The 26,096-nt window shown below is 41.5% G+C and carries 22 protein-coding genes; 10 read left to right on the forward strand and 12 right to left on the reverse strand.

Features of this window, described 5'->3' with window-relative positions; translation table 11 throughout:
• Window positions 1-221 precede the first annotated feature (221 nt).
• Together J7J00_RS04380 and J7J00_RS04385 are read right to left on the reverse strand one after the other, a co-directional pair.
• Window positions 222-1,655 (reverse strand): aldehyde dehydrogenase family protein, encoded by a 1,434-nt coding sequence (locus J7J00_RS04380; protein WP_214788260.1) that lies wholly within the window; start codon window positions 1,653-1,655, stop codon window positions 222-224.
• Window positions 1,656-1,673: 18 nt separating this feature from the next.
• Window positions 1,674-2,999 (reverse strand): aminotransferase family protein, encoded by a 1,326-nt coding sequence (locus J7J00_RS04385; protein WP_141992679.1) that lies wholly within the window; start codon window positions 2,997-2,999, stop codon window positions 1,674-1,676.
• A 367-nt stretch (window positions 3,000-3,366) separates the two neighbouring features.
• Here J7J00_RS04385 and rpoN point away from each other — a divergent pair, with 367 nt between their 5' ends.
• Window positions 3,367-4,734, forward strand: coding sequence for an RNA polymerase factor sigma-54 (gene rpoN, locus J7J00_RS04390; protein ID WP_286201166.1), 1,368 nt, complete (start codon window positions 3,367-3,369; stop codon window positions 4,732-4,734).
• A gap of 186 nt (window positions 4,735-4,920) precedes the next feature.
• Here rpoN and bluB read toward each other — a convergent pair whose 3' ends face one another.
• Together bluB and J7J00_RS04400 are read right to left on the reverse strand one after the other, a co-directional pair.
• Entirely contained in the window at window positions 4,921-5,562 is a 642-nt protein-coding gene (gene bluB, locus J7J00_RS04395) for a 5,6-dimethylbenzimidazole synthase (RefSeq protein ID WP_214787823.1), read from the reverse strand.
• Window positions 5,563-5,656: 94 nt separating this feature from the next.
• Window positions 5,657-6,262, reverse strand: coding sequence for a uridine kinase family protein (locus J7J00_RS04400; RefSeq protein WP_214787826.1), 606 nt, complete (start codon window positions 6,260-6,262; stop codon window positions 5,657-5,659).
• Window positions 6,263-6,368: 106 nt separating this feature from the next.
• Between J7J00_RS04400 and J7J00_RS04405 the strand changes: the two genes are divergently transcribed.
• Window positions 6,369-6,509, forward strand: a complete 141-nt coding sequence (locus J7J00_RS04405; RefSeq protein ID WP_179891009.1) for a hypothetical protein — start codon at window positions 6,369-6,371, stop codon at window positions 6,507-6,509.
• Window positions 6,510-6,550: 41 nt separating this feature from the next.
• On the opposite strand, the gene dacB is transcribed toward J7J00_RS04405, so the two are convergent.
• On the reverse strand, window positions 6,551-7,972 hold the full coding sequence (dacB, locus tag J7J00_RS04410; RefSeq protein ID WP_214788263.1) for a D-alanyl-D-alanine carboxypeptidase/D-alanyl-D-alanine endopeptidase: 1,422 nt from the start codon (window positions 7,970-7,972) through the stop codon (window positions 6,551-6,553).
• Between the two features lie 314 nt (window positions 7,973-8,286).
• Between dacB and J7J00_RS04415 the strand changes: the two genes are divergently transcribed.
• The 3 genes from J7J00_RS04415 (at window position 8,287) to J7J00_RS04425 (ending at window position 12,419) form a co-directional block, all read left to right on the forward strand.
• Window positions 8,287-8,781: a PH domain-containing protein gene (locus J7J00_RS04415; protein WP_214787839.1), complete on the forward strand. Its 495-nt coding sequence runs from the start codon at window positions 8,287-8,289 to the stop codon at window positions 8,779-8,781.
• The gene (locus tag J7J00_RS04420) at window positions 8,781-10,244 is read left to right on the forward strand and encodes a PH domain-containing protein (protein WP_214787852.1); all 1,464 of its coding nucleotides are present in this window, start codon (window positions 8,781-8,783) and stop codon (window positions 10,242-10,244) included. The genes J7J00_RS04415 and J7J00_RS04420 overlap by 1 nt, the downstream gene beginning before the upstream one ends.
• A 279-nt stretch (window positions 10,245-10,523) precedes the next feature.
• Window positions 10,524-12,419 carry a methyl-accepting chemotaxis protein gene (locus tag J7J00_RS04425; protein WP_483861517.1) on the forward strand — a complete coding sequence of 632 codons (1,896 nt, stop codon included), beginning with the start codon at window positions 10,524-10,526 and terminating at the stop codon, window positions 12,417-12,419.
• 49 nt (window positions 12,420-12,468) lie between these two features.
• Here J7J00_RS04425 and J7J00_RS04430 read toward each other — a convergent pair whose 3' ends face one another.
• Complete coding sequence (locus J7J00_RS04430) at window positions 12,469-12,975, reverse strand: general stress protein (protein WP_098370460.1); 507 nt, start codon at window positions 12,973-12,975, stop codon at window positions 12,469-12,471.
• Between the two features lie 163 nt (window positions 12,976-13,138).
• On the opposite strand from J7J00_RS04430, the gene J7J00_RS04435 reads away from it, so the two are divergent.
• The 5 genes from J7J00_RS04435 (at window position 13,139) to J7J00_RS04455 (ending at window position 19,620) form a co-directional block, all read left to right on the forward strand.
• Window positions 13,139-14,203, forward strand: coding sequence for a M20 family metallopeptidase (locus J7J00_RS04435; RefSeq protein ID WP_214787858.1), 1,065 nt, complete (start codon window positions 13,139-13,141; stop codon window positions 14,201-14,203).
• Window positions 14,204-14,861: 658 nt separating this feature from the next.
• Window positions 14,862-15,422, forward strand: coding sequence for a 3D domain-containing protein (locus J7J00_RS04440; protein WP_214787861.1), 561 nt, complete (start codon window positions 14,862-14,864; stop codon window positions 15,420-15,422).
• Window positions 15,423-15,580: 158 nt separating this feature from the next.
• Window positions 15,581-16,492, forward strand: a complete 912-nt coding sequence (locus tag J7J00_RS04445; RefSeq protein WP_214787864.1) for a ketopantoate reductase family protein — start codon at window positions 15,581-15,583, stop codon at window positions 16,490-16,492.
• A 229-nt stretch (window positions 16,493-16,721) separates the two neighbouring features.
• Window positions 16,722-17,990: a dicarboxylate/amino acid:cation symporter gene (locus J7J00_RS04450; protein ID WP_214787869.1), complete on the forward strand. Its 1,269-nt coding sequence runs from the start codon at window positions 16,722-16,724 to the stop codon at window positions 17,988-17,990.
• A gap of 211 nt (window positions 17,991-18,201) precedes the next feature.
• Window positions 18,202-19,620 carry an NAD-dependent succinate-semialdehyde dehydrogenase gene (locus tag J7J00_RS04455; RefSeq protein ID WP_214787872.1) on the forward strand — a complete coding sequence of 473 codons (1,419 nt, stop codon included), beginning with the start codon at window positions 18,202-18,204 and terminating at the stop codon, window positions 19,618-19,620.
• A 54-nt stretch (window positions 19,621-19,674) separates the two neighbouring features.
• Here the strand turns inward: J7J00_RS04455 and J7J00_RS04460 are convergent, their stop codons facing one another.
• The 6 genes from J7J00_RS04460 to J7J00_RS04485 all read right to left on the reverse strand — a co-directional run bounded on the left by J7J00_RS04460 (window position 19,675) and on the right by J7J00_RS04485 (window position 26,084).
• The gene (locus tag J7J00_RS04460) at window positions 19,675-20,781 is read right to left on the reverse strand and encodes an AI-2E family transporter (RefSeq protein ID WP_214787874.1); all 1,107 of its coding nucleotides are present in this window, start codon (window positions 20,779-20,781) and stop codon (window positions 19,675-19,677) included.
• Between the two features lie 317 nt (window positions 20,782-21,098).
• Window positions 21,099-22,625: a succinyl-CoA:acetate CoA-transferase ScpC gene (gene scpC, locus J7J00_RS04465; RefSeq protein WP_214787877.1), complete on the reverse strand. Its 1,527-nt coding sequence runs from the start codon at window positions 22,623-22,625 to the stop codon at window positions 21,099-21,101.
• Between the two features lie 131 nt (window positions 22,626-22,756).
• A complete protein-coding gene (locus J7J00_RS04470; protein WP_098370453.1) occupies window positions 22,757-23,407 on the reverse strand; it encodes a LytTR family DNA-binding domain-containing protein in 651 nt (216 codons plus the stop codon).
• Between the two features lie 581 nt (window positions 23,408-23,988).
• A complete protein-coding gene (locus J7J00_RS04475) occupies window positions 23,989-24,351 on the reverse strand; it encodes a P-II family nitrogen regulator (protein WP_063235326.1) in 363 nt (120 codons plus the stop codon).
• A 13-nt stretch (window positions 24,352-24,364) separates the two neighbouring features.
• Complete coding sequence (locus J7J00_RS04480) at window positions 24,365-25,579, reverse strand: ammonium transporter (RefSeq protein WP_141992691.1); 1,215 nt, start codon at window positions 25,577-25,579, stop codon at window positions 24,365-24,367.
• A gap of 301 nt (window positions 25,580-25,880) precedes the next feature.
• Window positions 25,881-26,084, reverse strand: a complete 204-nt coding sequence (locus J7J00_RS04485; RefSeq protein WP_076370801.1) for a YbdD/YjiX family protein — start codon at window positions 26,082-26,084, stop codon at window positions 25,881-25,883.
• Window positions 26,085-26,096 lie beyond the last annotated feature (12 nt).

The following is a 26,096-nucleotide window of genomic DNA, read 5'->3' on the forward strand; positions in this document are numbered from 1 at the left end:
TACCTATATATAAGATATGAGCAAGATTCATGCCAGTTTGAAATAATAGGTAAAACACGTTTTTTTACCCTTTCCTGTCTCATTTAAATTCAATCGTGAATTACCTATTCATTTTTGCATAACATATGGGCAATCCTTCATCTCAACCTCATTCAAGATTCATAGAAAAATAAACCTGCAGCTCAAAAAAAGAGATGAGCATCTGCTCATCTCTTTTCTGATTAATTTCGGTTAATAATGACCAGTTTCATTTCCGTCATTTCTTCAATCGCATATTTTAACCCTTCGCGGCCAGTCCCGCTTTTTTTGACTCCGCCATACGGCATGTTGTCGACACGGTAAGTTGGGATATCATTAATGATAACACCGCCGACTTCCAATTTTTCTGCGGCAGAAAGAGCCAGATTGATATTTTCTGTGTAAATCCCGGCCTGCAATCCGAATTCGGAATCGTTGACCAAGTCAATCGCTTCCTCAACAGATGAAACCTTATTGATCAAAACAATGGGAGCGAAGACTTCCTGACAAGATACCTTAAGCATTGCATCCACTTCCAGCAACACAGTCGGATGCAGGATATTCCCTTCAGATTTACCTCCTGCTGCAACGATCGCACCGTGTTGTTTAGCTTCCCCGATCCAATCCAGGCTTCGCTGTACATCACCAGCACTGATTAATGCCGAAAGATCCACAGACGGGTCCAAAGAATCTCCTAGTTTCAAGCCATTCGTTGCTTCTATGAATTTTTTGACGAACTCATCATATACCTCTTCATGAACATATGCGCGCTGTAAGGAAATACAGACCTGCCCTTGAAAAGCGAATGCTGCCGATACACAGCGTTGGATGATTTTATCGATATTGATCCCTTTATCAACGATGACAGCCGCATTCGAACCTAGTTCAAGACTCACTTTCTTTAATCCTGCCTTATTACGGATCCCGATTCCGACAGCCGGACTTCCAGTAAATGAAATGCTCTTCACCCGTGAATCGGTGACTAATTTATCACCAATTACCGAACCGCTTCCGGTAACTAAATTAAACGCACCAGCCGGCAAATCCGTTTCTGCTAATAGTTCAGCAAGAAATAGCGAAGATAGCGGTGTTTGGCTCGCAGGTTTCAGGACAAGTGTATTTCCGGCAGCAATGGCCGGGCCTACTTTATGGGCAACCAGGTTCATCGGAAAATTAAAAGGGGTAATTGCACCCACAACGCCTAGAGGCTCACGGACTGTGTATCCTATCCTTCCTTCTCCGTCAGCTGTAGCATCCATCGTCAATGTTTCCCCATGAATCCTTTTTGCTTCCTCTGCTGCAAATTTATATGTGGCAATCGTCCGGGATACTTCAACAATTGCCGTTTTGATCGGTTTCGCTGCCTCTTTAGCAATAATTTCAGCTGCCTCATCTTTGCGGCTCTCCAAAAGGCTCGCAAGCTTTTCAAGTATTGCAGCGCGTTTATGACTAGGTAAAGCTGCCATTGTTTTTCTAGCTTGATAGGCTGATTCTATTGCCAACTCTACATCTTCAAGGCTTGCCGAAGGAATCTCCGCTAGAACTTCCCCGCTATATGGAGACTTTAGTGTCGTGAACTTTTCAGCTTCTTGCCATTTACCATTAATGAATAATTTCTTTTTCAGCGTTTCCGTCATGACCATCACTTTCACCTCTTATAAAATTTCTTTTTCGACAGCAGTAAATGTCTCATCAAGGATTTCAATTATTCTTTCGACTTCAGATTTAGTAATGATTAGAGGCGGTGCGAATACGAGTGTATCTTGGTCAAACGTAACAGACCGGCAAATCAAACCATTCTTCGCCGCTTCAGCAACCAGTCTTGGAGCAAGCTGTGTCTCAAAGCCTTCGCCTGTTTGTTTGTCCTTTACGATGGAGATGCCTCCAATTAATCCAAGTGCCCTGACATCACCAACAATCGGGTGTTTGCTTTGAAGCTTCTTAAAGCCGGCAAGCAACTCTTCACCACGCTTTTTCGAGTTTTCTATCAAGTTTTCACGTTCAATTATTTCAATATTTTTCAAAGCAACCGCACATGCCATAGGATGGCCACTGTATGTGTAGCCGTGTAAAAGCGTGCCTTTTGAAAGGGCAATGAAGTCCTGATGCATCTTATCATTCAGGACGACCCCGCCTAACTGTGCATATCCGCTCGTCACACCTTTTGCGAAGCACATCATATCAGGTACAACACCAAAGTGTTCAATCCCAAAATAAGTCCCTGTTCTTCCGAAACCTGTAATGACTTCATCCGTCACCATTAAAATGCCGTATTCATTACAAATCTCCCTTACTTCCTTAAAATAGCCTTCAGGAGGAAGGTTCACGCCACCAGCCCCTTGAATCGGTTCAGCGATAAATGCCGCAATCGTTTCCGGCCCTTCCTGTTCTATGACCTTACGCAACTCCTCAATGGAGGAACCGTCTACATGGTAAAAATCCGGTGCGATTGAATTCGTGAAGTCTCGGAACGGCTTCAGGCCAGTCGCACTAGTAGCTCCCATTGCCACTCCATGATAGGATTTCGAGCGGGAAATGATTTTTTGACGATTAGGCTGCCCTTTCAAAAGCCAGTAATGACGAGCAAGTTTGATGGCCGTATCATTCGACTCCGATCCACCTGAAGTGAAGAAAACTGCATTCAAATCCCCAGGAGCGATGGAAGCGATTTTGGCCGCCAACCGGATTGCCGGCTCATTGCTGAAAGTGGCGAAACTTGAGGTGAAAGCTAGCTTCGTCATTTGTTCCTTCGCGACTTCAGCCATCTCTTCTTGTCCATGTCCAATATTCACATTCCAAAGTGAAGCCATGCCATCAATGACAGTCCTGCCCGTGACATCCGTAAGATATATTCCCTTCCCTTCCTTAAAGATGAAACTTGGACCATCTGCCTGCTGTTGCTCGATTGCCGTAGTCGGATGAATAAAATGCTTTTTATCCAAATCGATTAATTCCTGAATACCCGTCGTTTCTTTGATCATGTAAAAAACACCCTTCTCTTGTAGTGGATTTTTTCAAGCTAGTTTATTTTTTATTTATATATTTAGATATAGCAAGATGCATGCCAAATTATATGAGCCTTATATTAAAGGCATTCAAGTTAAAAACGATTCATATATAAATCATTAGGAGTTTGTGTTGATTCATATATAAATCATTCAATTCATATTCGAATCACCCAACGCCCATTCATTAGAATAAATTCGTCCCCCTCTTTATTTACTAATTGATGTTACAAAACCTAACACACAATGTTGAATTTTCGGAAGATTTGTATTATTATCATGTTAATATTTTTCCAGCCCTCTTGAGCCGCCATATTAATCTAAACGAAAGAAGTTGATATATTTGCAGGTAGGATTTGAACTATACCAAAAACAAACTTTGAAACTGTCATTAACCCCTGAATTACAGCAATCGATCAAGATCCTTCAATATTCGACCCATGAACTAATAGGTTTCCTAAACCGGCAAGCTTACGAAAATCCCGTTCTCGAAATAAGCTTTAAAGACCCCCTCGCATCACTTACTGAATCTAGCATTCTTACACCTAAAATAAATTCTTTGAAACGGTCCTCTAAAAGTAAAAGTTTCAACGGAGACAATAATTACAACCCAATCAACAATTATTCAATCAACACAGAAACATTGGAAAGCCATTTACTAGAACAATTGAGTTTACTAAGTTCGTTGAAAGCAATTGAAAGGAGGATTCTCCAATTTTTAATTGGGAACTTAAATGAATATGGATTTCTTGAATTGGATACCAATTGGACTGCCTCGCATTTTTCCGTGTCCGTCGAAGAAATAGAAAAAATGATTCAAGTTTTGCAATCCCTTGACCCGATTGGAGTCGGGTCTAAAGACTTGACCGATTGCTTACTCATTCAGCTGCGTGAGCATGAGGATGAGGATCGTAATGAATTGGCGGAAAAGATCGTTAAAAAGCACTTAACGGACTTAGCAGAAAAACGCTACAGGAAAATTGCCGCCCTATACAAAGTGACCATTCAGGAAGTACAAGAAGCGTCGGATTTCATCCGTACGTTAAACCCGCGTCCCGTCAGTCACTTTTCCAATGATTTGACTCATTACATCATTCCGGACGTTTATGTGGAAAAAGAAAAAGAAGGCTTTCTGATAACGGTCAATGATAGCTGCACACCTAAACTTTCCATCAGTCCTTTCTACAAGGACCACATCGCTCTGAATCCTGTCAATCTAGCTAAAGATTATATAAAAGGGCACATAAATGATGCCCAATTACTTTTAAAAGGGATCGAACAAAGGCAAATGACACTTTACAAAGTGGCAGCGACAATAGTGGACGAGCAGCAAGAGTTTTTCATGAAGGGAATTACGGGGTTAAAACCTATGACACTGAAAGACATTTCGGAAAAACTTCAGGTTCATGAATCAACAATCAGCAGGGCGACGAGCAATAAATATATCCAGACGCCGCATGGTCTCTTTAAACTTAGGAACTTCTTTACTAGAGGGATAAATCGCGTGAACAGCCAAGCAACCGAATCAACGACCACCATCAAAGAAAAAATAAAGGTCTTGATTGCTGATGAAGATAAGATAAAGCCTTTTTCAGATCAGAAACTTTGTCAAATATTCGAAAATGAAGGGATGAAGATCTCCCGCCGCACTATTGCAAAATACCGTGAAGGTCTCGGTATACCGGGATCTTCAAAACGGCGCAGATTTTAAATTCAAACCAAATTTTATGTCCATATTTATTACGGAATGTTGTATTTTAAAAGACTCTTACAAAGGATTTATCTATCGTGAGGGTCTTCTATTTTTTCACTGCTTCCTTTCATTTTTTATGTAAAAAAATCAATTCCTCCCAACAAAAAACCCCTGAAACAGGGGCTAGAATCATAATATATAGTTTTATTTATTACCCCATTTATCTTTGAAAATAAGTTCATCCATCGGCCTTCTTTTTTCCCAATTAGCAAGTTCAAGAATGGGTTTATCCGGATATTGATCCGTATAGCCAATCGACAGGAGTGCGACAGGTTCTATATGCGGCGGAATCTCCAAAATATCACGAATATCATTTTTCTTATAAAAGCTTACCCACCCCATTGCCAATCCTTCCGCACAGGCAGCCAGCCACATATTTTGAATCGCGCAGGCTGTGGATAGGATATCCGTTTCTGGAATGGAGTTCCTCCCTAAAACATGGGAGCCGCCCCGTGTCGGGTCGCATGTAACACAAATGGTGTAAGGTGCTTCTTTTAACCCTTCCACTTTCAAGCTAAGAAACTTATTTTCTTTATCTCCTTCATAATGAATAGCGAGTGCCCTTCTTTCTTTATCCGCTGCCCATGCCAAACTGTTCTTGGTTTCCTGAGATGAAATCACGATGAAACTCCAAGGTTGCATGAACCCTACAGACGGCGCATGATGTGCAGCATCCAAAATTCTGCGGAGTATATCCTTTGAAATGGGCTTAGACAAAAAACTCCTGATATCCCTTCGGTTATAAATGGCTTTATATACGGCAGCTTGTTCTTCATTAGTAAACATAGTTTCCCCCTAAGTTTCCAGCTTTAACTAAACATACATACAATTTTATAGGTAAACCCTTACAATTAAAAGCGAGTTCCAGAAATCCAAGGATTCAGCTCGTTCCGTCCACAACAAGATTCGCTCTTTCTTGAGGCCTTTGCGCACCCACATAGAGATCTTCATGCACCATCCAATTATCCTCCCACATTTGCCGCGCTTCTTCACCATCCCGCTCAAGCCCCCGTTTCAAACGCTGATCGCGGGGACATTCCACCCAAATCGTGAAATCATGGTACCCTGCCAATTCTTTACGGATGGAATATGTTCCTTCTATAATAACAAGGCCTTCAGCAGGAACTTCATGCCATTCGGCCATAGTGTCCGTTTTCCAATCATACCTTTGGTACCTTGCATCTCGCCTATTCGTAAGCGGTTTCAGAATTTGATTTAACACCCGTTTCCAATCATAATCCGCACCAATCTGCTTTTGGGATGGAGGCAGTTGGACCCTGTCTGATGATGGCAAATAAAAATCATCCATATGAACGACCGCGCTACCAGGACACTCAGCTTGGATACGGGAAGCGAGTGTACTTTTTCCAGATCCGCCCCGGCCGTCTATGGCCAAAATATATGGAGATCGTTTTTTGGGAATTTCGTGAATTTCAGCTATAAGACTGCTAATCGTATACTGTCCATCAAGTGTTGGAAAATTCATGAGCATTCCTCCTATACTACTTATTTCTATTCATCCTCCCTCAAATTCCTTCCTCGAGAGGATAAAATGAAAAAAAACTAGAAGGAGGTGCTGGCAATGTTATTGAATGACCATCGAATTGAGTACGCCATTCCGATTTGCGATCGAAATCGACATCGAGTCAGCAAATAAAATGGCTCATCGGCTGCATTCTGCCAATTCGGATTTGCCGAAGAAAATGAATTGGCAGATGCCGATCTGTTTCTAGCAGATTTCCCTGAACTTCAAACTTTGTTTTCCGAATGGATACTAAAGGCCACTCCCCAACCGGTTTTCCTTTTCTGCGAGCATCACGGCTATCTTATCCTGGATTGCCGTAATGCCTTTTTCTTCTACAAAATTATTCAAGATGATCGAAAATATGACTTTTTCCCCTCTTTTGGTCGTAACATAACCTGATAAGGAGCTCGTTCCTGAAATCGTCCCTGTTTTAGCGCGAACATTCCCGGCTGCATATGTCCCTTTCATCCTCTTTCTTAGCGTACCGCCCACCATCCGATTTTCGTTGCCTGCAATCGGCAAAGCATTCAAGTAAGCAGGAAACCACGTTTTTTCCTGTACGGCATACAGCAGCTTCGTTATTTCATTCGCTGGAATCATATTGACTTGGGAAATTCCAGATCCATCACGCATCATGATCGTTTGCATATCGAGACCCATACTCTTCAGCTGATTTCGAGCAACCTTCAAACCGTCCTTCCAGCTTCCCTCCCCTTCTGCCTCTTTGCCCATTTCTTTCACCAAAACCTCGGCATGGCTGTTATTGCTCAATTTCATGAAAGGAATAAGCAGTTGTGAAAGCGGCATGGACTGATGAGTGGCAATCATGTCCGCACCTACTGGCGTTTTCCCTTTTTTCCTTTTTCCCAACAATTTAATTCCATGTTTATTCATTGAGTTTTCAAATAGGCTCAGGGCATATTCTGTGGGATTTTTCACCGAGATCCACTCTTTGGTCACCCCGGCATGCTCCGGGATGGTCCCCGTCACCGTAATGACTTGTGTGCCATGAGACCGTTCGACTTCAATTTTCTTATTGCCGTCTTCCGATTCAGTTTTCGTTTTGTTGATGACCTTCACATAATCCGTTTCCGGCTTCAGCTTCACCGTTGCCTTTTTACCAGCCTTTTTCCCAGGGGATATCTCCACAATGAGGGTACCGGTATCGTAGTCTTCATTCGGGGAAGCCGTTAAAGCTGAAACGGCCGCCCCGTAATACTCCTGTTCATCGCTCCAAACTAAATCTTTGGAATAGCGAACATCGTCATACCAAGAATCATCGCCTATAAGATCCCCATGAACCACCTTAACTTGTTTGTGCTTCAGTGAGGCTGCCAGCTCATCGAAATCCTTTTCCAATAATGTGGGATCTCCTTTTCCTTTCAGGTACACATTGCCCTGCAGAACATGGCCAACTTGTACTCCTTTTATGTATAGTTCCGTTTGAAAAGCATGATCTTCCCCTAAAGTTTCCAGCGCAGCTGCTGCAGTCAATAGCTTAAGGTTCGAAGCAGGACGCAATCTCGTTTGCGACCCCCGTTCATAAATCATTTCCCCCGTTTCAGCTGAACGGATGGAAATTCCCGTTAACGCGCCAGCCAATCCCGGCGATTCATCCAATATTTGTTGAATTTCCTTCCCTAGGTTTTCATCATCATTCGCAGCTTGCATCGATTCTCCATTAAAAAAACAAATCAAAAACAGGAAGAATATAAAACCCAACTTCCTTTTGTATGTCAAACCTATCACTCCCACTCTAAAAGCTCACCACTTCTATCTTGTCCAATTTACAGTCATATAAAAAGAAAAGATCCACTAGAAGTCCTTATATATACATACTCAGGAAACTGGAGGATTATTCTGCCGCCACTCCACGGAATCGATAGGAACCCCGACTTCATGATTTCTTGGCCCAAAAGGATAATAGGAAACTTTCTTGTCGGTTAATCCGTATAAGTATAAAGACATAGTAAGGAGTGAAAAATATGTATTCAAAGATACAGCCACCAACCAAGAAAATTTCCAAAGAATCAGTGAAGGTTTGGCGGATGACTGAAGCCATTACCAATCTCATTATCCTCGCCGTCCTTGGCATCCTATTATTTGTTGATGATTATTTCACTTGGAAAGAATGGATTGGATGGATTTTAAACGGACTTATCGTATTATCTTTTTTTCATGCAATCTGGTCCATCTTCATTGAACCGATCTTGTTGCAAAAGTATTGGCGTTACGACGTGGACGAAGAGTTCATTCAAACAAAACGTGGAGCCTGGAGTGAAACGCATGAACTCATTTCGATGACGAAGGTCCAATCCGTCAAATTGAACCAAGGACCGTTTTTGCGAAAATATAACCTTTATTCCCTTAGCATCGGAACAATGGGGGACTCTCATGACATACCTGCCATCCCCGAGAAAGAAGCATATGAATTACGAGATAAAATTGCCCATTTCGCAAAAATTAAGGAAGTGGATTAATGATGGAAGAACATGCAAAACGATTACACCCTTTCAAAATCCCTTTCGAGTTTTGGAAATTGCTGAAAGGAAATGCGTTTTTCATCATCATGCTTTATGTCCTGAATTTCGGTTCTGAAAAGACGTATATGAAGGTACTCCAAATCGGTTTTCTAGTTTATCTGATTTGGAAAGTCATTTCCATCATCCTAAAATGGTATACGTATAAATACCAAATCAAAGAAGGAACCATATATATTACTTCAGGGCTTATCTCGAAATCGTATCGAACGGTCCCGCTTCATAAGGTACAGAATGTTCAGCAACGCACGACGTTATTTCATAAAATTTTCAGATTAACCTCTTTAACATTCGAAACGGGGATGACGGGTGATCAGGGTACCGTACCTTTTGAGGTGATTTCCCGAAGAGAGGCCGAACGGCTTGAGGGGGAATATGCTTCAAAACCGGAAATTCCGGTTATCGAAGTGGATATTCCCGAAGAACGAATAGCAGAACCAACCCATGGAAAAACGATCCATTTCACACCAACCAAACAAGATGTGCTGAAAGCTTCCTTTACATCACTCAGCTTCCTGGCTCTTATCCCAATATTGGCTACTTTATATAATACACTCGATGATTTTATTAATTTGGAGAATGCCGAAGGGTTTCTTGCCAAGTTATTGGATACGTGGTGGATCATAACCATCGTTCTTGCAGGCCTCATATGTGTCGCCGTTGCCTTCGGAATCGTTTCCACATTCGTCAAATATGGAAAATATGAAATTTCATCCGATCACGAGCGTATATATATAAAGAAAGGTGTACTGGATGAATCCGCTTTTTCCATTCAGAAAGAAAAAGTACAAGCTGTAGAAATCACCCAATCAATCATTAAAAGATTGCTAGGCTTGGCAGAAGTGAAACTGGTCAGTGCAGGAAATACAGGCGATGAAGAGCTGGAAACGAATACACTCTATCCTTTTTTATCGATCGAACGGGCATATGGGATGGTAGAAGAGATTTTACCCGCTTACAAAGTGGAACGGTCAATGAAGCCGCTATCGAAACAGGCCTTCAAAATCCGAATGCTGCGGCCCAGCTTTTTCTGGATTCTCACAACATTGGCGATCTATTATTTCAAACCCTCCCTATGGTATATCTCGCTGATTTTACTCGTCCTCATTTATTCATTGAGAATAATGGATTACAAAAATAGCCGTTACTTGTTAAATGATGAGTTCATTCAGTTCAAATCCGGAAGTTTGGAAACATCACTATTCATTACCAAAAGAAGCAAGGTCATTCAAATTGAGGTGGAACGTTCGAAGTTGCAAAAGCTTTTCGGTCTTGCCACAATTGAAACGATCAACCGCTCCAAGCCTGTACACCATACAAAGCTCCAAGATGTATCCGTTGAATATGCAGACGAGTTTTACACATGGTATATGGGCAGGACAAAAAATATCCAAGTCGAATAGCAATCAATGAATGAAAGAGTTGACCATTGCAGTCAGCTCTTTTTTTATCCTCTATATCCCCCACTCACGTCAAAATTAATATTGGAAATTTTCTAACTTAAAACTTCAAAAAAGTCAAAACAGACCGAAATATCTTATAGAACCTAAATTATTTTGAGGAATATAAGGAGAATTGTCCAAATGAAAAGACTGACAGACTGGTATTTTAATTCGCTAAAAAAACAAATTTTGATTCCTTTTTTAGCTTTGATCATGATAAGCGGAATGGCCATCTCTTACATGAGCTATAAAAATAGTATCGAGTTGACGACCCAGGACCTTACCGGAACGACGGAAGAACAAGTCAAGTCAATGAACGATTCTTTCGAAATCTTCTTTCAAAAAACGGAAAATCAATTGGATAGGATCGGAAAGTATCCTATCATGAGTACTTATGATAAGAACCCCGAATCGATAATGGATGAGTTTTCCCTTACACAGTCAAGCAATTCTGAAATAAATGGTTTATACCTTGGCACAGAGAACGACGGAAAAACATTGATATTCCCAAAAGCTGAATTGCCGGCTGACTTTGATCCAAGACAAAGGGATTGGTATCAATCGGCATTGAACCAAAAAAACAAGACCATCTGGACGGAACCTTATACGGATCAGGCGACGAATGCACTTGTCATTACGGCAGCAAAAGCCATATATGATGATCGAGATGAATTAATAGGCGTGCTCGGTATTGACATCTCGATCGATACATTGATCACGATGGTCAATCAAACGAAATTCGATGAAACGGGCTATACGGTTTTGCTGGATAAGAAAGGGGCATTCGTTACACATCCAGACAAGGAAAAAATCCAACAGGATATATCAAAGGAAAATATGTTCAAAAAAATGAAAAGTGCATCCGGATCAATGATCGAGGAATACGAAGGGCAAAGCCAGATTATCGGATACGCCACCAATCCGACAACTGGATGGAGAATAGCAGGGGTAATGGATGAAAATGAAGTGAAAGTCCGTGCAAGTCCGATGATAATCGATAATATCATCACACTGTTGATCGTCTTTACGGTCACTGCACTATCTGCCATCTTCATCACCCGTTCGCTAACGAATCCCATTAAAAAGCTGCAGGAATCCATACGAAAAATGGCTGAAGGCGATTTCACATCCAATAATTCCATTTCCAGGAAAGACGAGATTGGGCAACTTGCTGAAGACACCAGCTTAATGACCAGGAATATGAGTCATATGTTAGGGGTTGTCAACAACCTTTCCGATAAAGTATCGGAATCCTCCATGACGCTAGTGGCTAGTGCAGATGAAAATTCAGCGGCGGCTAACGAGGTGGCCTTGACGATGGAACAAATAGCGGCAGGTGCCATAGACCAAATTGAAGTCGGGCAGAATAACGAAATGGCTGTAAAGCTATTGGCTGACAAGATCAATGATCTTGAAGCACAAGCGAGCAAAATGGCCACGGATTCCGAAAATATGTTCAAGGCTTCCGAAAACGGAATCACACAAGTGCAAGGCCTAAAACAGCAATTCAATGAAACGTCACTGATTTCCAGTAAGATGAGTACGGCAGTCAAATCATTGGATGCACGCTCCAATGATATTAGTGCGATCGTAAAGACCATAAGCGGGATTGCAGGACAAACGAATTTACTCGCTCTGAATGCCGCCATCGAAGCAGCCAGGGCTGGTGAGCACGGAAAGGGGTTTGCAGTGGTTGCCGATGAAGTGAAGAAATTGGCCGAACAGACGGAAAACTCACTGAAAGAAATCTCTGAAATCATTCAAGCCATGCAAACCGATACAACCAATACCGTTTATTTGATTGATCAAGTCAATCAAAAAATCCATCTTCAGGATACTTCTGTAACGGATACGGAAACTGCCTTCAGTCACATTGCATCCATTATCGCGAACACATTCAGCAATTTCGACGAAATAAAAAAGATGATGGACGATATGGTAAACGAGGTCACACGTATGGAGAGCAATGCAGAAAGATTAAATTCGATCAGTCAGGAAACTGCGGCAGGAACTGAAGAAGTATCAGCTTCCGTAGAACAAACGAATGCTTCCATGGAACAATTAAATGCCCTGGCTAGTGAATTGGATGCCCTATCCCAGGAAATGCACAAAGAAATAAAGAAATTCATATTCTAATCAAAAAAAGGACGGGTCCTAAGGGATCCGTCCTTTTTTACCTTACGATTTATAGAGTTCTTCTACTGTTCGTTAGCGTTTCATCGGTTTCAGTTATTCCTGAGTAAGAAGAACTGGTTTTTCTCGCATCCGAATCGACTAACACAAGCAGCTTTCCACTCTTTACATCCGCTTCATAACGATTAGCTTCGTCTTCAGGTATGCCCATACCGATTAATGTACCGGCCAATCCTCCTGTACCAGCACCTACTGCCGCTCCGGCTAATGTTGCAGCAAGCGGCCCAGCTGCCAGTACTGGTCCGATTCCCGGAATAGCCAACGCACCCACACCAGCTAATAATCCGGCAGCACCGCCCAAAATACCTCCGGTCGCCGCACCAGCTGCGAGCCCCTCTTCAACTTTTGTACCCGTTTCTTCATTCACTGTATTTAATTCTTCTTTATCTTTAGCTACCACCGAAATATCTTCACGATCATACCCTTGGGCCTGTAATGATTCAACAGCCTTTATGGCTTCTTCTCCAGTTTCATATACACCAATTATACGTTTATCCATATCTATCATCCTCCTTAAAGAATGTAAATTGTCGCTCCCCCTTTACATACCCCAGGGGATGAAAAGGCTAAACGTTATTTAACAGGAAAATATTTTTGAGTTAACTCTTACTTAGAAAGGGTATATATAATAAGAGTATGCACATTTTTAGGGGGTTTTCTTTTTGCTCATCGAGTTACTTAAAGATTTAGTATCTATTGACAGTTCAGCGAAAGAAGGAGCTAACCAAGCAGTTGATTACTGTGCGGACTGGCTTAAAAAACAAGGGCTTACCGTGAATGTGATCGTAAATAACGGTTATAAAATGCTTGTTAGCGAGATTGGCAGCGGAGATAAAACCGTAATTTGGAATGGCCATGTCGATGTTGTCAGCGGAACGCCGGATCAATTTTTCCCTGAGGTTCATGAAGGAAACTTATATGGACGCGGGACAGCCGATATGAAAGCGGGAGTTGCAGGGATGATGTGTGCATTTACCGAACTGAAAGATAAGGACTTAGGTTTGAAAATCCAGCTACAGATCGTATCGGATGAAGAGATTGGCGGGTTGAACTGTTCCGGATACTTAGCGAAACATGGTTATAGAGGGGACTTTGTAATCTGTGCTGAACCTACGCAATTGGGAATCGGACTCCAGGCAAAGGGTGCCCTTCGTCTCGATATTGAAGTATCCGGCAAATCCGCACACGGAAGCCGCCCATGGGAAGGCGTGAATGCAATTGAAAAGGCCTATGATCTCTATCAAAAAATAAAGGAACTTCCTTTCACCCGGGATCATACTCCCCTTTACGCTTCCCCATCACTTAACCTAGCAAAAATAAAAGGCGGGGATGTTTATAATAAGGTACCGGATGCCTGTTTGCTAAGTCTTGATATACGCTATCTTCCTACGCAAACAATGGAAGATATCATTGCTCAGATCGAAAGTGTGACAGGAAATAATGTCCACCTTAATATGTATAGTAAACCTGTGAAAACCGAAGAGTCAGACCCATTCATCACTCTGCTCCGCCCGATTATCGAAAGGAACACAAAGCAGGACGCTGTCATTTTTGGGCAGCACGGCTCCGCAGATACCGTGTTTTTTGCGGCATATGATATCCCAGCCATTGAATTCGGTCCAAAAGGTGAGAACTGGCATGGAGATAGGGAATGCGTCAACCTCGACTCAGTGGCAGTCTTTCAAAAAATGCTAGTCGATTTCGCTTCTGAATTTGTTTTAAATTAATCCAAAGCATGAAAAAAGCCGGCATCACATAGATGTCGGATCAGTTTGTAGGCAAAAGGAATTCAATCATAAAACACAGTTGATTGGAACGGAGGTGCGAGACTCCTGCGGGAAAAGCGCGTTCAAGGGAGACCCCACAGGCGCAAAAGCGCCGAGGAGGCTCCCGGACCGCCCGCGGAAAGCGAGTGCCTGGAATGGAAATCAACGTTCGAATTTTTACATACTCTCAAAAAAACTGTAGACAAACTCGATTTTCATCGAGTTTGTCTACAGTTCGAGCCGGCATCACATAGATGCGGGCTTTTTTCATGCTCCGAATATCCTTTCCTACTAAAATAAAAGGCACTCAATTGTTCATTATTGCGTTGTTTTTTTACAAAATATACAGGACTTTTAATCCAAGGAATACATATCCATATTTTACCTCATTAAACAGGATACGCCATAAGACCAGCACTATTTACCAAAAATTCGCTTATTCTGACATAAAAAATAATATATTTACAATTAATAGATAAGTCCTTTTGTCCTAGTTTATATTACATTTATTTATCAAGGGAAACCTTTTTGTAACACAATTACTATTCCAGCGAAACATTGTTGTCATAAATACCTGTTATTCTAAGTCTACGATTTAAAACAAAGGAGACTATTCATTTTGAAAAAAATACTACTTCCACTATTCACTGCTTTCTTTTTGGTATTTAGTTTTTCCGGAGTTTCATCGGCTGCTACTACTACATACAAAGTTAAAAGCGGCGACACACTATGGGGTATCGCCAATAAACATAATATAACAGTCAATCAACTCAAAAGTTGGAACAACCTGAAAAAAGATAACATCCATCCAAAACAAGTTTTAAAGGTCAAGAAAACATCGACATCTGCTAAACCTAAGGCTACAGCTAAAACATCATCAGCCAAGAAATATAAAACGATCACTGTGAAGGCAACAGCTTACACTGCGAACTGCAAAGGTTGCAGCGGTATTACAGCATCAGGTCTTAACTTAAAGAAAAACCCTAACGCAAAAGCCATTTCAGTCGACCCTAAGGTCATTCCACTAGGAACAAAAGTTCATGTAGAAGGATACGGGGATGCCATTGCGGCAGATAAAGGCGGCGCAATCAAAGGGAATAAAATTGACGTCTTCTACTCTTCTCACTCCAAAGCTATCAATTGGGGCAGAAAAACCGTTAAAGTAAAAATTTATAAATAATGATAAGCACCAGCCTGAAACCTAATTCAGGCTGGTCTTTTGTTTTTCCCATTCTTACAAACACCTAAACAACCAGATAACCTTCAAACGGAATTATTTACTGAAATTTCAGTCAATGTTATGATTAGTACATCTTAATTAAAAGAGAGGTGTGCACATTGAATATTGTCATTATAGGGGCCGGGGCACTCGGCTCCTACTTTGGAGGCAGGTTGCAGCAGGCGGGGCAGCATGTTCAATACCTTGTCCGAAAAAACCGCGCCAAACAATTGAAAGAAAATGGCATCAGCATAACCAGCCCACATGGAAACTACCAATTTAACGACCTTCATATCACAGAGAACGTAAATGATATTGAAAAGGTCGACCTTGTGATTCTCGCCGTAAAAGGTCAGCATCTGCAGGGCACCCTTACAGATTTAAAGGTCCTTGTTGAAAAGGGCGCAAAGGTCCTCCCACTCTTGAATGGATTGGAACATGTATCCATTTTACAGGAAGAACTGGGCGATGAAGCCGTTTTGGGAGGAAGTGCCTTCATCATCGCCACTCTTGATGAAAAAGGTCATGTCATTCACTCCAATGATAATCACGATTTAATCTATGGCCCACTTCATCCGTCACAAAAAGAGATTTGCGATGAATTCGAGCAGGCGGCCGGATCAGCTATCATGAAGGCTGGCAGAACGGAAAACATATTAATCAGGATGTGGATCAAATACATGTTCATCACCGCTTTCTCCGGTGTGACAACTGCCTCCAACCTCCCTATCGGCACGATACGGAGATTCCCTGAAACCAATGGATTGCTGGAAAAGGTCCTTGTTGAAATGAAGGAGCTCGCAAATGCCTATGGCGTCGGAATTACTGTGGAGAATATTGCACAGGCATTGGAAAACATGGCAGGTTTACCTGATGAATCCACCTCTTCCATGCACCAGGACCGCCGGAAGGGCCTTACCCTAGAAGTGGAACATTTACAGGGCGGTGCACTGCGCCTTGCCGACAAGGCAGGTTTGAGACTTCCTGTGATTGGAACCCTTTATGCACTCATAAAACCATTCGAAAATTGATTTTTCCCAATACCGGCGCCCCACCGGTATTTTTTTATTGCAGTTTATTAATCTATCATGAATCCTAATAGACACTTTAATTCCTCTTCCACCCTTCAGGTATTAAAAATCCCAAGACCAAAAAGAACAAAAAGAAAACAATATCACCAAAAGAATATTCTGATTCTTCTTTCTGTTACACTATAACAAAGTTTAGAAAGCGCTATCATATAACAAAGGAGAATGCACCTTGAAAATATTAAAAAATCTAACAGTTCAGGTCATCATCGGTATCATTCTAGGTATAACAGTCGGTTTCTTCTTTCCTGCTTTCGGTGAACAGCTGAAGATATTAGCTGATTTATTTATTAAAATGATTAAAATGGTCATTGCACCAATCATCTTCTTAACCGTCGTAATCGGAATTGGCGGTATGGGTGATATGAAAAAGGTTGGCCGCATCGGCGGAAAGGCCCTGCTCTATTTTGAAATCGTTACCACTTTTGCACTTGCCATCGGAATCATCGTAGTCAATCTGCTGGGACCTGGTAAAGGCTTTAACATCGATTCAGTCGAGGGCGGAGATGTATCACAATATACAACAGCAGCTTCCGAAACGGAACATGGCGCCGTTGCTTTCATTTCTAATATCATTCCTGATAATGCTGTTGCCGCACTGGCTGGCGGAGACTTACTCCCTATTCTATTCTTTGCTGTATTATTCGGATTATCAATGGCGGCAATGGGACCGAGAGTGCAGCCAGTCGTATCTTTCTTTCAGCATATTGCCGATATTTTCTTCGGCATCGTCGGTATGATCATGAAAGTATCTCCATTGGCGGCTTTTGGAGCAATGGCTTATACAATCGGTAAGTTCGGTCTTGGTTCTCTAAGCTCTTTAGGACAATTAATGGGTAGTGTATATATCACAATGGCACTATTCATCATTTTTATCCTTGGTACGATCGCAAAAATCTACGGCTTTAATATTTTCAAGTTCATAGCCTTTTTAAAAGAAGAAATCCTCTTAGTTTTAGGAACATCTTCGTCGGAATCCGCTCTACCAAGCGTGATGAAAAAACTCGAAAAATACGGTTGCTCAAAATCGGTAGTCGGTTTAGTTGTCCCAACAGGTTATTCTTTCAACCTTGATGGCACATCCATCTACTTATCCATGGCAGCGATTTTCATCGCACAAGCCTATGGTGTCGATTTAAGCATCTGGCAGGAATTGACCCTTCTAGGAATCTTGATGTTAACATCAAAAGGAGCTGCCGGTGTAACGGGATCCGGTTTCATTACACTTGCTGCAACATTAGCTGCCTTCCCAATGATTCCAGTTGAAGGAATGGCATTACTGCTGGGAGTCGACCGCTTCATGTCTGAAGCACGTGCCATCACTAATCTAATCGGTAACAGTGTTGCTACAGTGGTCATTTCTAAATCGGAAGGTGAGTTCAATCCAAATCAAGCCATCTCAGGCGATATGGGTGAAGTTGCCGTCTCATCGGAAAAATAAGCGAATCTTGAATGAAGAGGTGTGCAACTTGCACCTCTTTTTTTTATGTCTTGCTCCTTTTCTATCAATGAATAGCCGATTTTCTATAAATAGCCAATCAAATAAATTTCAGAATCATTGAAAAGTGTTTATACTTTTATGTAACAGGTAAAAGTATATAGTTAAAAGTTTTAGTAGTTTGATGGATTTAACCAAATTAGGAGGTTTTATCATGAAGGATTACGGTTTATTTATTAACGGTGAGTGGTCGGATTTTGGATTGGATAAAATTGAAGTGAGGAACCCGGCAACGGATGAAGTAGTTGCCACCGTTCCTAAAGGCGGTGCAACTGAAGCGGCTAAGGCTGCCGATGCCGCATATGAAGCCTTTACAGGCTGGGCTGCACTCTCAGTCTACGAACGTGCTGAACTAATTTGGAAATGGCATCGATTGATTGATGATAATAAAGAAGAACTAGCCAAAATCATGACGGAAGAGCAAGGCAAGCCCCTTAAAGAGGCTCTTGGTGAAATGACATATGCAAATGGCTTTTTATCTTGGTTTGCCGAAGAAGGAAAACGGGTGTACGGCGAAACGATTCCTGCTTCCGTATCCAATAAGCGGCTTTTCGTGACAAAACAGCCTGTCGGAGTTGTAGCTGTCATTACGCCTTGGAACTTTCCTGCAGCCATGATTACAAGAAAAGTTGCACCAGCGCTTGCAGTCGGCTGCACAGTCGTCATTAAACCGGCAAACCTGACTCCCATAACAGCTCTAAAAATGGCTGAATTAGCTGAAGAAGCTGGCATTCCAAAAGGAGTCATCAATGTCGTGACAGGAAAGTCATCAGAAATCGGCGAAACTTGGCTTCAAGATACAAGGGTTCGTAAATTGACGTTCACCGGTTCTACAGAAGTCGGTAAAACCCTTATGAGGGGCTCAGCTGACACTGTAAAGAAAATCTCGCTTGAACTCGGGGGTCACGCACCAGCAATCGTTCTTGAGGATGCCGACCTTAATAAAGCGGTTGATGGCATCATCAGTTCAAAATTCCGTAACGCAGGACAAACATGCGTCTGTTCAAATCGTATTTATGTCCACGAAGCCATTCAAGATGCCTTCATCAAAAAGCTCGTTGCCAAGGTCAAAGAACTGAAGGTAGGAAATGGACTGGAGGATGGCGTCGATATAGGTCCTCTTATCGATCAAAATGCAGTTGATAAGGTTCAAAAACAAATTGATGAAGCTATCAGCAGCGGTGCTAAGCTCGAAGCTGGCGGTAAATCAATAAACGGCCTTTTTCTTGAACCAACCGTACTATCCAACATTGATGACAGCATGCTCTGCATGAAGGAAGAAACATTTGGTCCTCTAGCTCCTATCGCCTCCTTTAAGACTGATGAAGAGGCAATCAAGAGGGCAAATGACTCCATCTTCGGCTTGGCAGCTTACGTCTTCACTGAAAATATCACCAAGGGCATCAAATTCACCGAGGCACTTGAATTCGGTATTGTTGGCTTGAACGATGGACTCCCTTCCGTTCCGCAAGCTCCATTTGGCGGATTCAAGCAAAGCGGGCTCGGCCGCGAAGGTGGACATCAAGGCATCGAGGAATTCCTGGAAGTAAAATATATTTCTTTAGGTTTGTAACCTATTTAGGCGCACTGAAAACGGGCCCGACTCAATTGAGTCGGACCCGTTTTTTCATTCCAATATATCTTCTTCAAGCTTTTCCTCTTTTCGGATCCTGATGAATTTTACGATATTCAAAACAATCGTTTTAACAACAGAGTAAGTCGGAACGGCCAAAATCATGCCGATGATACCAGCAATGTTTCCGGCGACGAGCAAAAGGATGATGATGGTAAGCGGATGTGTGTTCAATTTCTTCCCGATGACTAACGGTGATATGAAATTACCATCCAGTTGCTGAATGACCGTTACAACCAGAATGACCAATAACGCCTCGGTCGGTGAATGAATCAACGCCACAATGACCGCAGGAGCCGCTCCAATAAACGGACCTACATATGGAATGATATTGGTTACAGCACCAATCAGCGCGAATAAGAACGCGTAAGGCAAACCAATGATCAAATACCCGATGAACGTTCCGATTCCGACAAACATGCAAACAAGCATCTGCCCTTGTATGTATGTGGTAAGCGTCCCGCCAGTTTCCTTAAGTACCGTTAAAGCCGGTTTTCTATAGCCAACCGGTACGAATTTCATGATGGCGGCCGGAAGCTTATCCCCATCTTTCAGCATATAAAACAGGATGAAAGGAACCGTCACGACAACTAACGTAATATTCGTCACTACACTGAAAACCGAAGACAAACTATTCGTTATATTACTCGGTAAATTCGTCAAATATTTTTGAAGCGAATCTCCTACTTCTTGCAAAGGAACATAATCTTGTTCCACCGTCCACAAGAACCATTTCGACTCAGCTGAGTCTTCAATGAACTTCCTTGTTTGATTGAAATAATCCGGAAGGTTATTGACTAAATCTGTGACCTGTTTGGATAGTGATGGGCCAACCAGACCGACCAACAAACTAATCAATCCCAGGAAAAATACATATAGCAATAATATCGACAATCCCCTAGGCACCCTTCTCTTAACCAGGAAATCAACAGTGGGGTTGAACAAAAAGTAGAGAAAACCTGAAATCAAGATTGGAAAGAACAATGTAGATGTAAAGATGACTATCGGTTCAAAAAGAAAAGAAATCTTTGTACCAACATAAAAAAGTAAAGACAATAGTAATAACTCTAACGTCCAAAAATGTAATTTTGTCTTGAACAAATTATCTCCTCCACTATAACCATTCTATTTAACTCCCTATTTCTAAGGAAACAACATCATAAATACGAAAAATCCTATGTATGATAATCTCTCATTGTTAGCAGTTTACCATATTTCCATAACTTGAATGAATAATTATATACAAAAATAAAAGAAAAAGCCTAAAGATACAGTTCCCTATCTTTTTGATGGTTAAGCTTCATTTTAAATTATTCTATTTCCAGTGGTGGCGAAAGGTTCATGGGTTTATTTTCACCAATAAGGGATACGGACCCAAATAAAAAAACCCCGCTGTATCGGCGGGGTGGTTTTAAGTCTTATTTTTGATCTTGAAGTACTGCTTCAAGCATCGTACCGTTTTTAGCTAGGTTTGTATGCCATGAAAATGCTTTTTCAAGAATGTGTGGAGTTTGATGCCCACCAGTTTGCGCAACAGCTTCACTGAAGTATGCACGAAGCTGTGGACGGTAGTCAGGATGCGCACAGTTTTCTATGATTAACTCAACTCGCTCTTTTGGTGCCAAACCACGTAAATCAGCGATCCCTCGCTCTGTCACTAATACATCCACATCATGTTCAGTATGATCCACATGTGAAACGAAAGGAACAATACTAGAAATTTTGCCGCCTTTTGCATATGATTTCGTTACGAAAATGCCTAGGCGTGAGTTACGGGCAAAATCTCCTGATCCACCGATTCCATTCATCATTCTTGTCCCAGAAACATGTGTCGAGTTCACATTACCATAGATATCACACTCTAACGCTGTATTGATTGAAATCAAGCCAAGGCGACGGATGATTTCAGGATGGTTAGATATTTCTTGTGGACGAAGAACTAGTTTATCACGGTATTTTTCAAGCTCGCCGTAAACTTGTTTACCTTTTTCCTCAGCTAATGTAATCGAACAACCTGAAGCGAATTTAACTTTTCCAGCATCGATTAAATCAAATACCGCATCTTGAAGCACTTCTGAATAAACTTCCAAATCTTTAAATTCAGAATCAAGGAAGCCAGCGAATACCGCATTTGCAACTGACCCTACACCCGACTGAAGCGGAGCAAGGCTTTCAGTTAAACGTCCAGCCTTGATTTCTTCACGAAGGAAGTTAATAAGGTGGTTAGCGATTGTTGCAGTTTCTTCATCTGGCGGCACGATTGTAGATGGTGCATCAAGATCTGTGGAAACGACGATTCCCATTACTTTTTCAGGATCAACCGCAATACCGATCGAACCAAGGCGATCACTTGCTTTAGCCATAGGAATCGGTTCGCGTTCCCCTTGTTTAGCTGGTGTATATATATCATGCATCCCCTCTAATCCTTCTGGATGGGACACGTTCAATTCAATGATTACATGTTTAGCTTCTTGAACGAATATGGCTGAGTTCCCTACAGAAGTTGTCGGAATGATTAATCCACCTTCCGTAATCGCCAATGCTTCGATGATTGCAAAATCTATAGGTCCGACGATACCTTGACGAACTTGTTCAGCTGTATGAGATAAATGCTGATCCACATAAGTGACTTCATCAGCATTGATTTTATTGCGAATACCTTTATCCGCTTGGAACGGCAAACGTTTGTTTATGATACCTGCTTCCGCCATATGTTGGTCGACTTCCGGTCCTAATGAGGCACCTGTATATACGTCAACTTTGAATTTTTCTGTTTTAGCTCTTTCAACTAGAGCCATCGGAATAACTTTAGCATCTCCAGCACGCGTAAATCCACTCATACCGAGTTTCATCCCATCTTTAATCCATGAAGCTGCTTCTTCCGCTGTAACTACTTTCCCCTTAAATTGTTCGTTGCGAATTTTTTTGAAAACGCTTTCGTTCATACAAAAGACCCCCATTTTTCGCTTTTCTTACACTTAATTTTACCAATCCTGTGTAATCATCACATTCGATTTCGAATGAAAAGCCTTAAATAGAGCATAAACCAGCATTTTTTTCACACAAAGGAGAATCACTAAAACCCCAAAGCCCTTCTAAATTGACTTGCATATGTTTGACTGACCTGGATTTTGGAGTTGTCTTTCATTATCAATAAAAATGTAGAATGAAAATCGGGAAGGATTTCTTGTATATAATTGATATTGACGATGTAAGAACGATGCACACGAATGAATAAATCACTAGGTAAAATGAATTCCAATTCACTTAAGTTCATTTTATGAAATCCACTCACACGTTCGGACTGAATCTTAGTTTTCCTATTTTGAGCTTCCAAATACATAATTTCATCATATGGAAGCGGTATCCAGCGGTCATCTGTTTTAATGGTCAAGAATGATGTCGGTAAAATTAATGGCTTTGACGGCAAGATGGCCGTTACCGCCCCTAAAGGATTGCCCTCGTCCATGATAGGAACACTCAGCCCATAGTAAGGTACGCCAAATACATTACTTTCAACTTGCACCCCTATTTTTTTACGAACGCTCAGCGCTTTATATGTCGCTGTTTTTTCACTGAATAAATCACCTGGTTTTATTCTTAAGTCAACTTGTTTGCTCGGTTGATAATAAATGTATTTTTCAGAATCAGCCACAGAAATTGAAGCATCCTTCGGTACAAACTCCCTGATGATATTCAAAACGGATTCGACCGTAAATTGATCCATTTCCTTTCACCTCTTAAAAGAACATATTAATAATTTCCCTATTATTAAACAGGGCATTCATGAAATAATTCATCGTTTTCTGGAAAACTTACATTTTTTTGAATCCACGTTTCGTAAAATAAAGAAAAATGGAAGTAACTAAGCGAAAAACGTCAAAAAAAGCAAAAAAATAGTATTTAAATTTATATCCTTATTCATTATAGTTGGAAAGCTCCCCGATTTCCATGGGGGATTCTAGAAAAAGGTATCCTTATGACTAACATTAAACTCCACAGCCGAGGTTGGGGCATCATACGCATAAAGAAGCCGCTCTCCCAATATTGGATAACGGCCGAAAGGTTATTTTTTAAAACGGGAATTTTGAAACGAGGATTTTATTCGAAGGGATAATATCTCTTCTAAGTTTTTTAGTGGCAATTCCAATAAAAAGGGTCGGTCATCAGGTTGATATACATCCTCTGAAATGAGCGTATTAACGATCTTCTGTTTTTTCGCATTAACAATTCGGACCAGTCTCCCCATTTTCAGCTCCCTTTCCTTAATCTACTGTATCCGGCACATTCGCCGAACTAATCACAGCATCAGATGTCATTCTTTAACGCATCATGACCTTCTTTTCCGGTCCGGATATTCACAACATTCGCCAATTCATATATGAAGATTTTACCGTCACCAGGCTTACCGGTACTCAAGAATTTCCTTGCTACATCCACAACATCCTGAACTGGCACCTCACACACGACGATCTCGATTTTCATTCGGTCATGCAATGACATTTCACGATTTCTGCCTCTATATGTTTCCACATAACTTTTCTGAAGACCCGTTCCTTTTACTTCCGATACTGTCATTCCGCTTACCCCAATTTTTGCAAGTTCCGCTTTGAATTGTTCAAACTTGATAGGACGTGTAATGATTTCTATTTTCGTTAAAACCTCGGACATATGAGCCCCCCCTTTAAATTGATTCGTGATAAGCTTTTTCTCCATGAAGTGTAAGATCGAGCCCCATTGACTCATCTTCTTCACTTACACGCAATGGCACGAAAAGGTTAATGACTTTCGCAACGATATAAGTGACCACGGCAACGAAAATATATGTCGCGACGATCGCTACAAGCTGCTTCCACAATAAGTTGAAATCGCCATAGAATAAACCATTTGCACCGCTGTCGTTTACAGAAGTGGTCGCGAACAAACCTGTAGCGATACCACCCCATGTCCCACCGATCCCATGTAATCCGAAAGCATCAAGTGCATCGTCGTAACCCAGTTTATTCTTCAGGAAGAAAACGCCCCAGAAACAAACGGCACCGCCGACGACCCCGATAATCATTGATGATGCGGGCGTTACGAATCCGCAAGCAGGTGTAATGGCTACCAAGCCAGAAATAGCTCCTGATACTGCACCCAGCAATGTTGCCTTTTTATTAGCCATATACTCAACGATCAGCCAGCCAATGATACCAGCAGCTGCTGCAACAGCTGTATTTACGAATACATTCATCGCCACTTCATTGATTGTCAGTGCGCTCCCGACGTTGAAGCCGTACCAACCGAACCAAATTAATGAACCGCCAAGGAATGTTAACGGAAGATTATGTGGTGCACTGTCACCCGACTCTTTCCTTTTACCTAACATGATCGCCAAAACCAGACCCGCAACCCCTGAAGAAATATGAACGACGTTGCCACCTGCAAAGTCAAGTGCCCCCAGTTCCGCTAACCAGCCGCCTCCCCATACCCAGTGTGCAACGGGAGCGTATACGAATAAAGACCAAAGGATCGTAAAAATCAGGAATGCTGAAAACTTCATCCGCTCGGCAATGCCACCTGCAATGATCGAGACTGTTAACACGGCAAAAGTCATTTGGAATAACATGAACAAACTATGAGGAATTGTTTCGCTGTATGGTCCTGGTGCAAAACCTACATCCTTTAAACCAACCCAGTCCAGACCGCCCAGAAATGTATTACCAGGTGAAAACGATAATGAATATCCAATCAGCACCCAAAGAATCGAAATGACAGCCAGTGGCATGTAACTATGCATTGCCGTATTCAGGACATTTTTACTTTTTACCATCCCTCCATAAAATAGGGCAATCCCTGGTGTCATTAGCCAAACCATCATCGTCGCCAAAAACATGAATACCGAATCCGCCATTTGCATACTGTTTTTTCCCCCTTGTTTTTGTATATGTTATGTTTATTAACACTATTATGTTATGTTTTTTATCATATACTTAATTTTCTAAAAATTCAACTTAATTTTTGTTTTCCATGAAAATATGTAAGGTTATATAACATAACTATGAATAAAGGATCAGAGAATATGGATTTTTTCGTTTTTAAATACTTTTCAACACTTTTACAACTCCATCCCCATTACATTTCCCCCTCTACTTATGTCCCGTTCTACAAAATCCCATTAAAAAAGGCCCTCCTATTGAGGACCCTTTTAAAAAATATCATTAACAGCAACGAGACACTTTCCCGCCCTTTGCGTTATACCGCTCATCCTGGGCTTCGCAGAAAAATTCTTTCCTGGTTTTCACAGGATCTTCAGGATGATGCATTTTCATATGCGCCACATAAGTATCATAACTTGGCACCCCGACTAGCAAACTGACGAATTGCTTTCTGTAGCTGAGAATTTTAATTAATCTTTTCAACATTGCCTTCCCTCC

Source organism: Bacillus sp. ISL-4 (assembly GCF_018613275.1).
Lineage (GTDB): Bacteria > Bacillota > Bacilli > Bacillales > DSM-1321 > Peribacillus > Peribacillus simplex_E.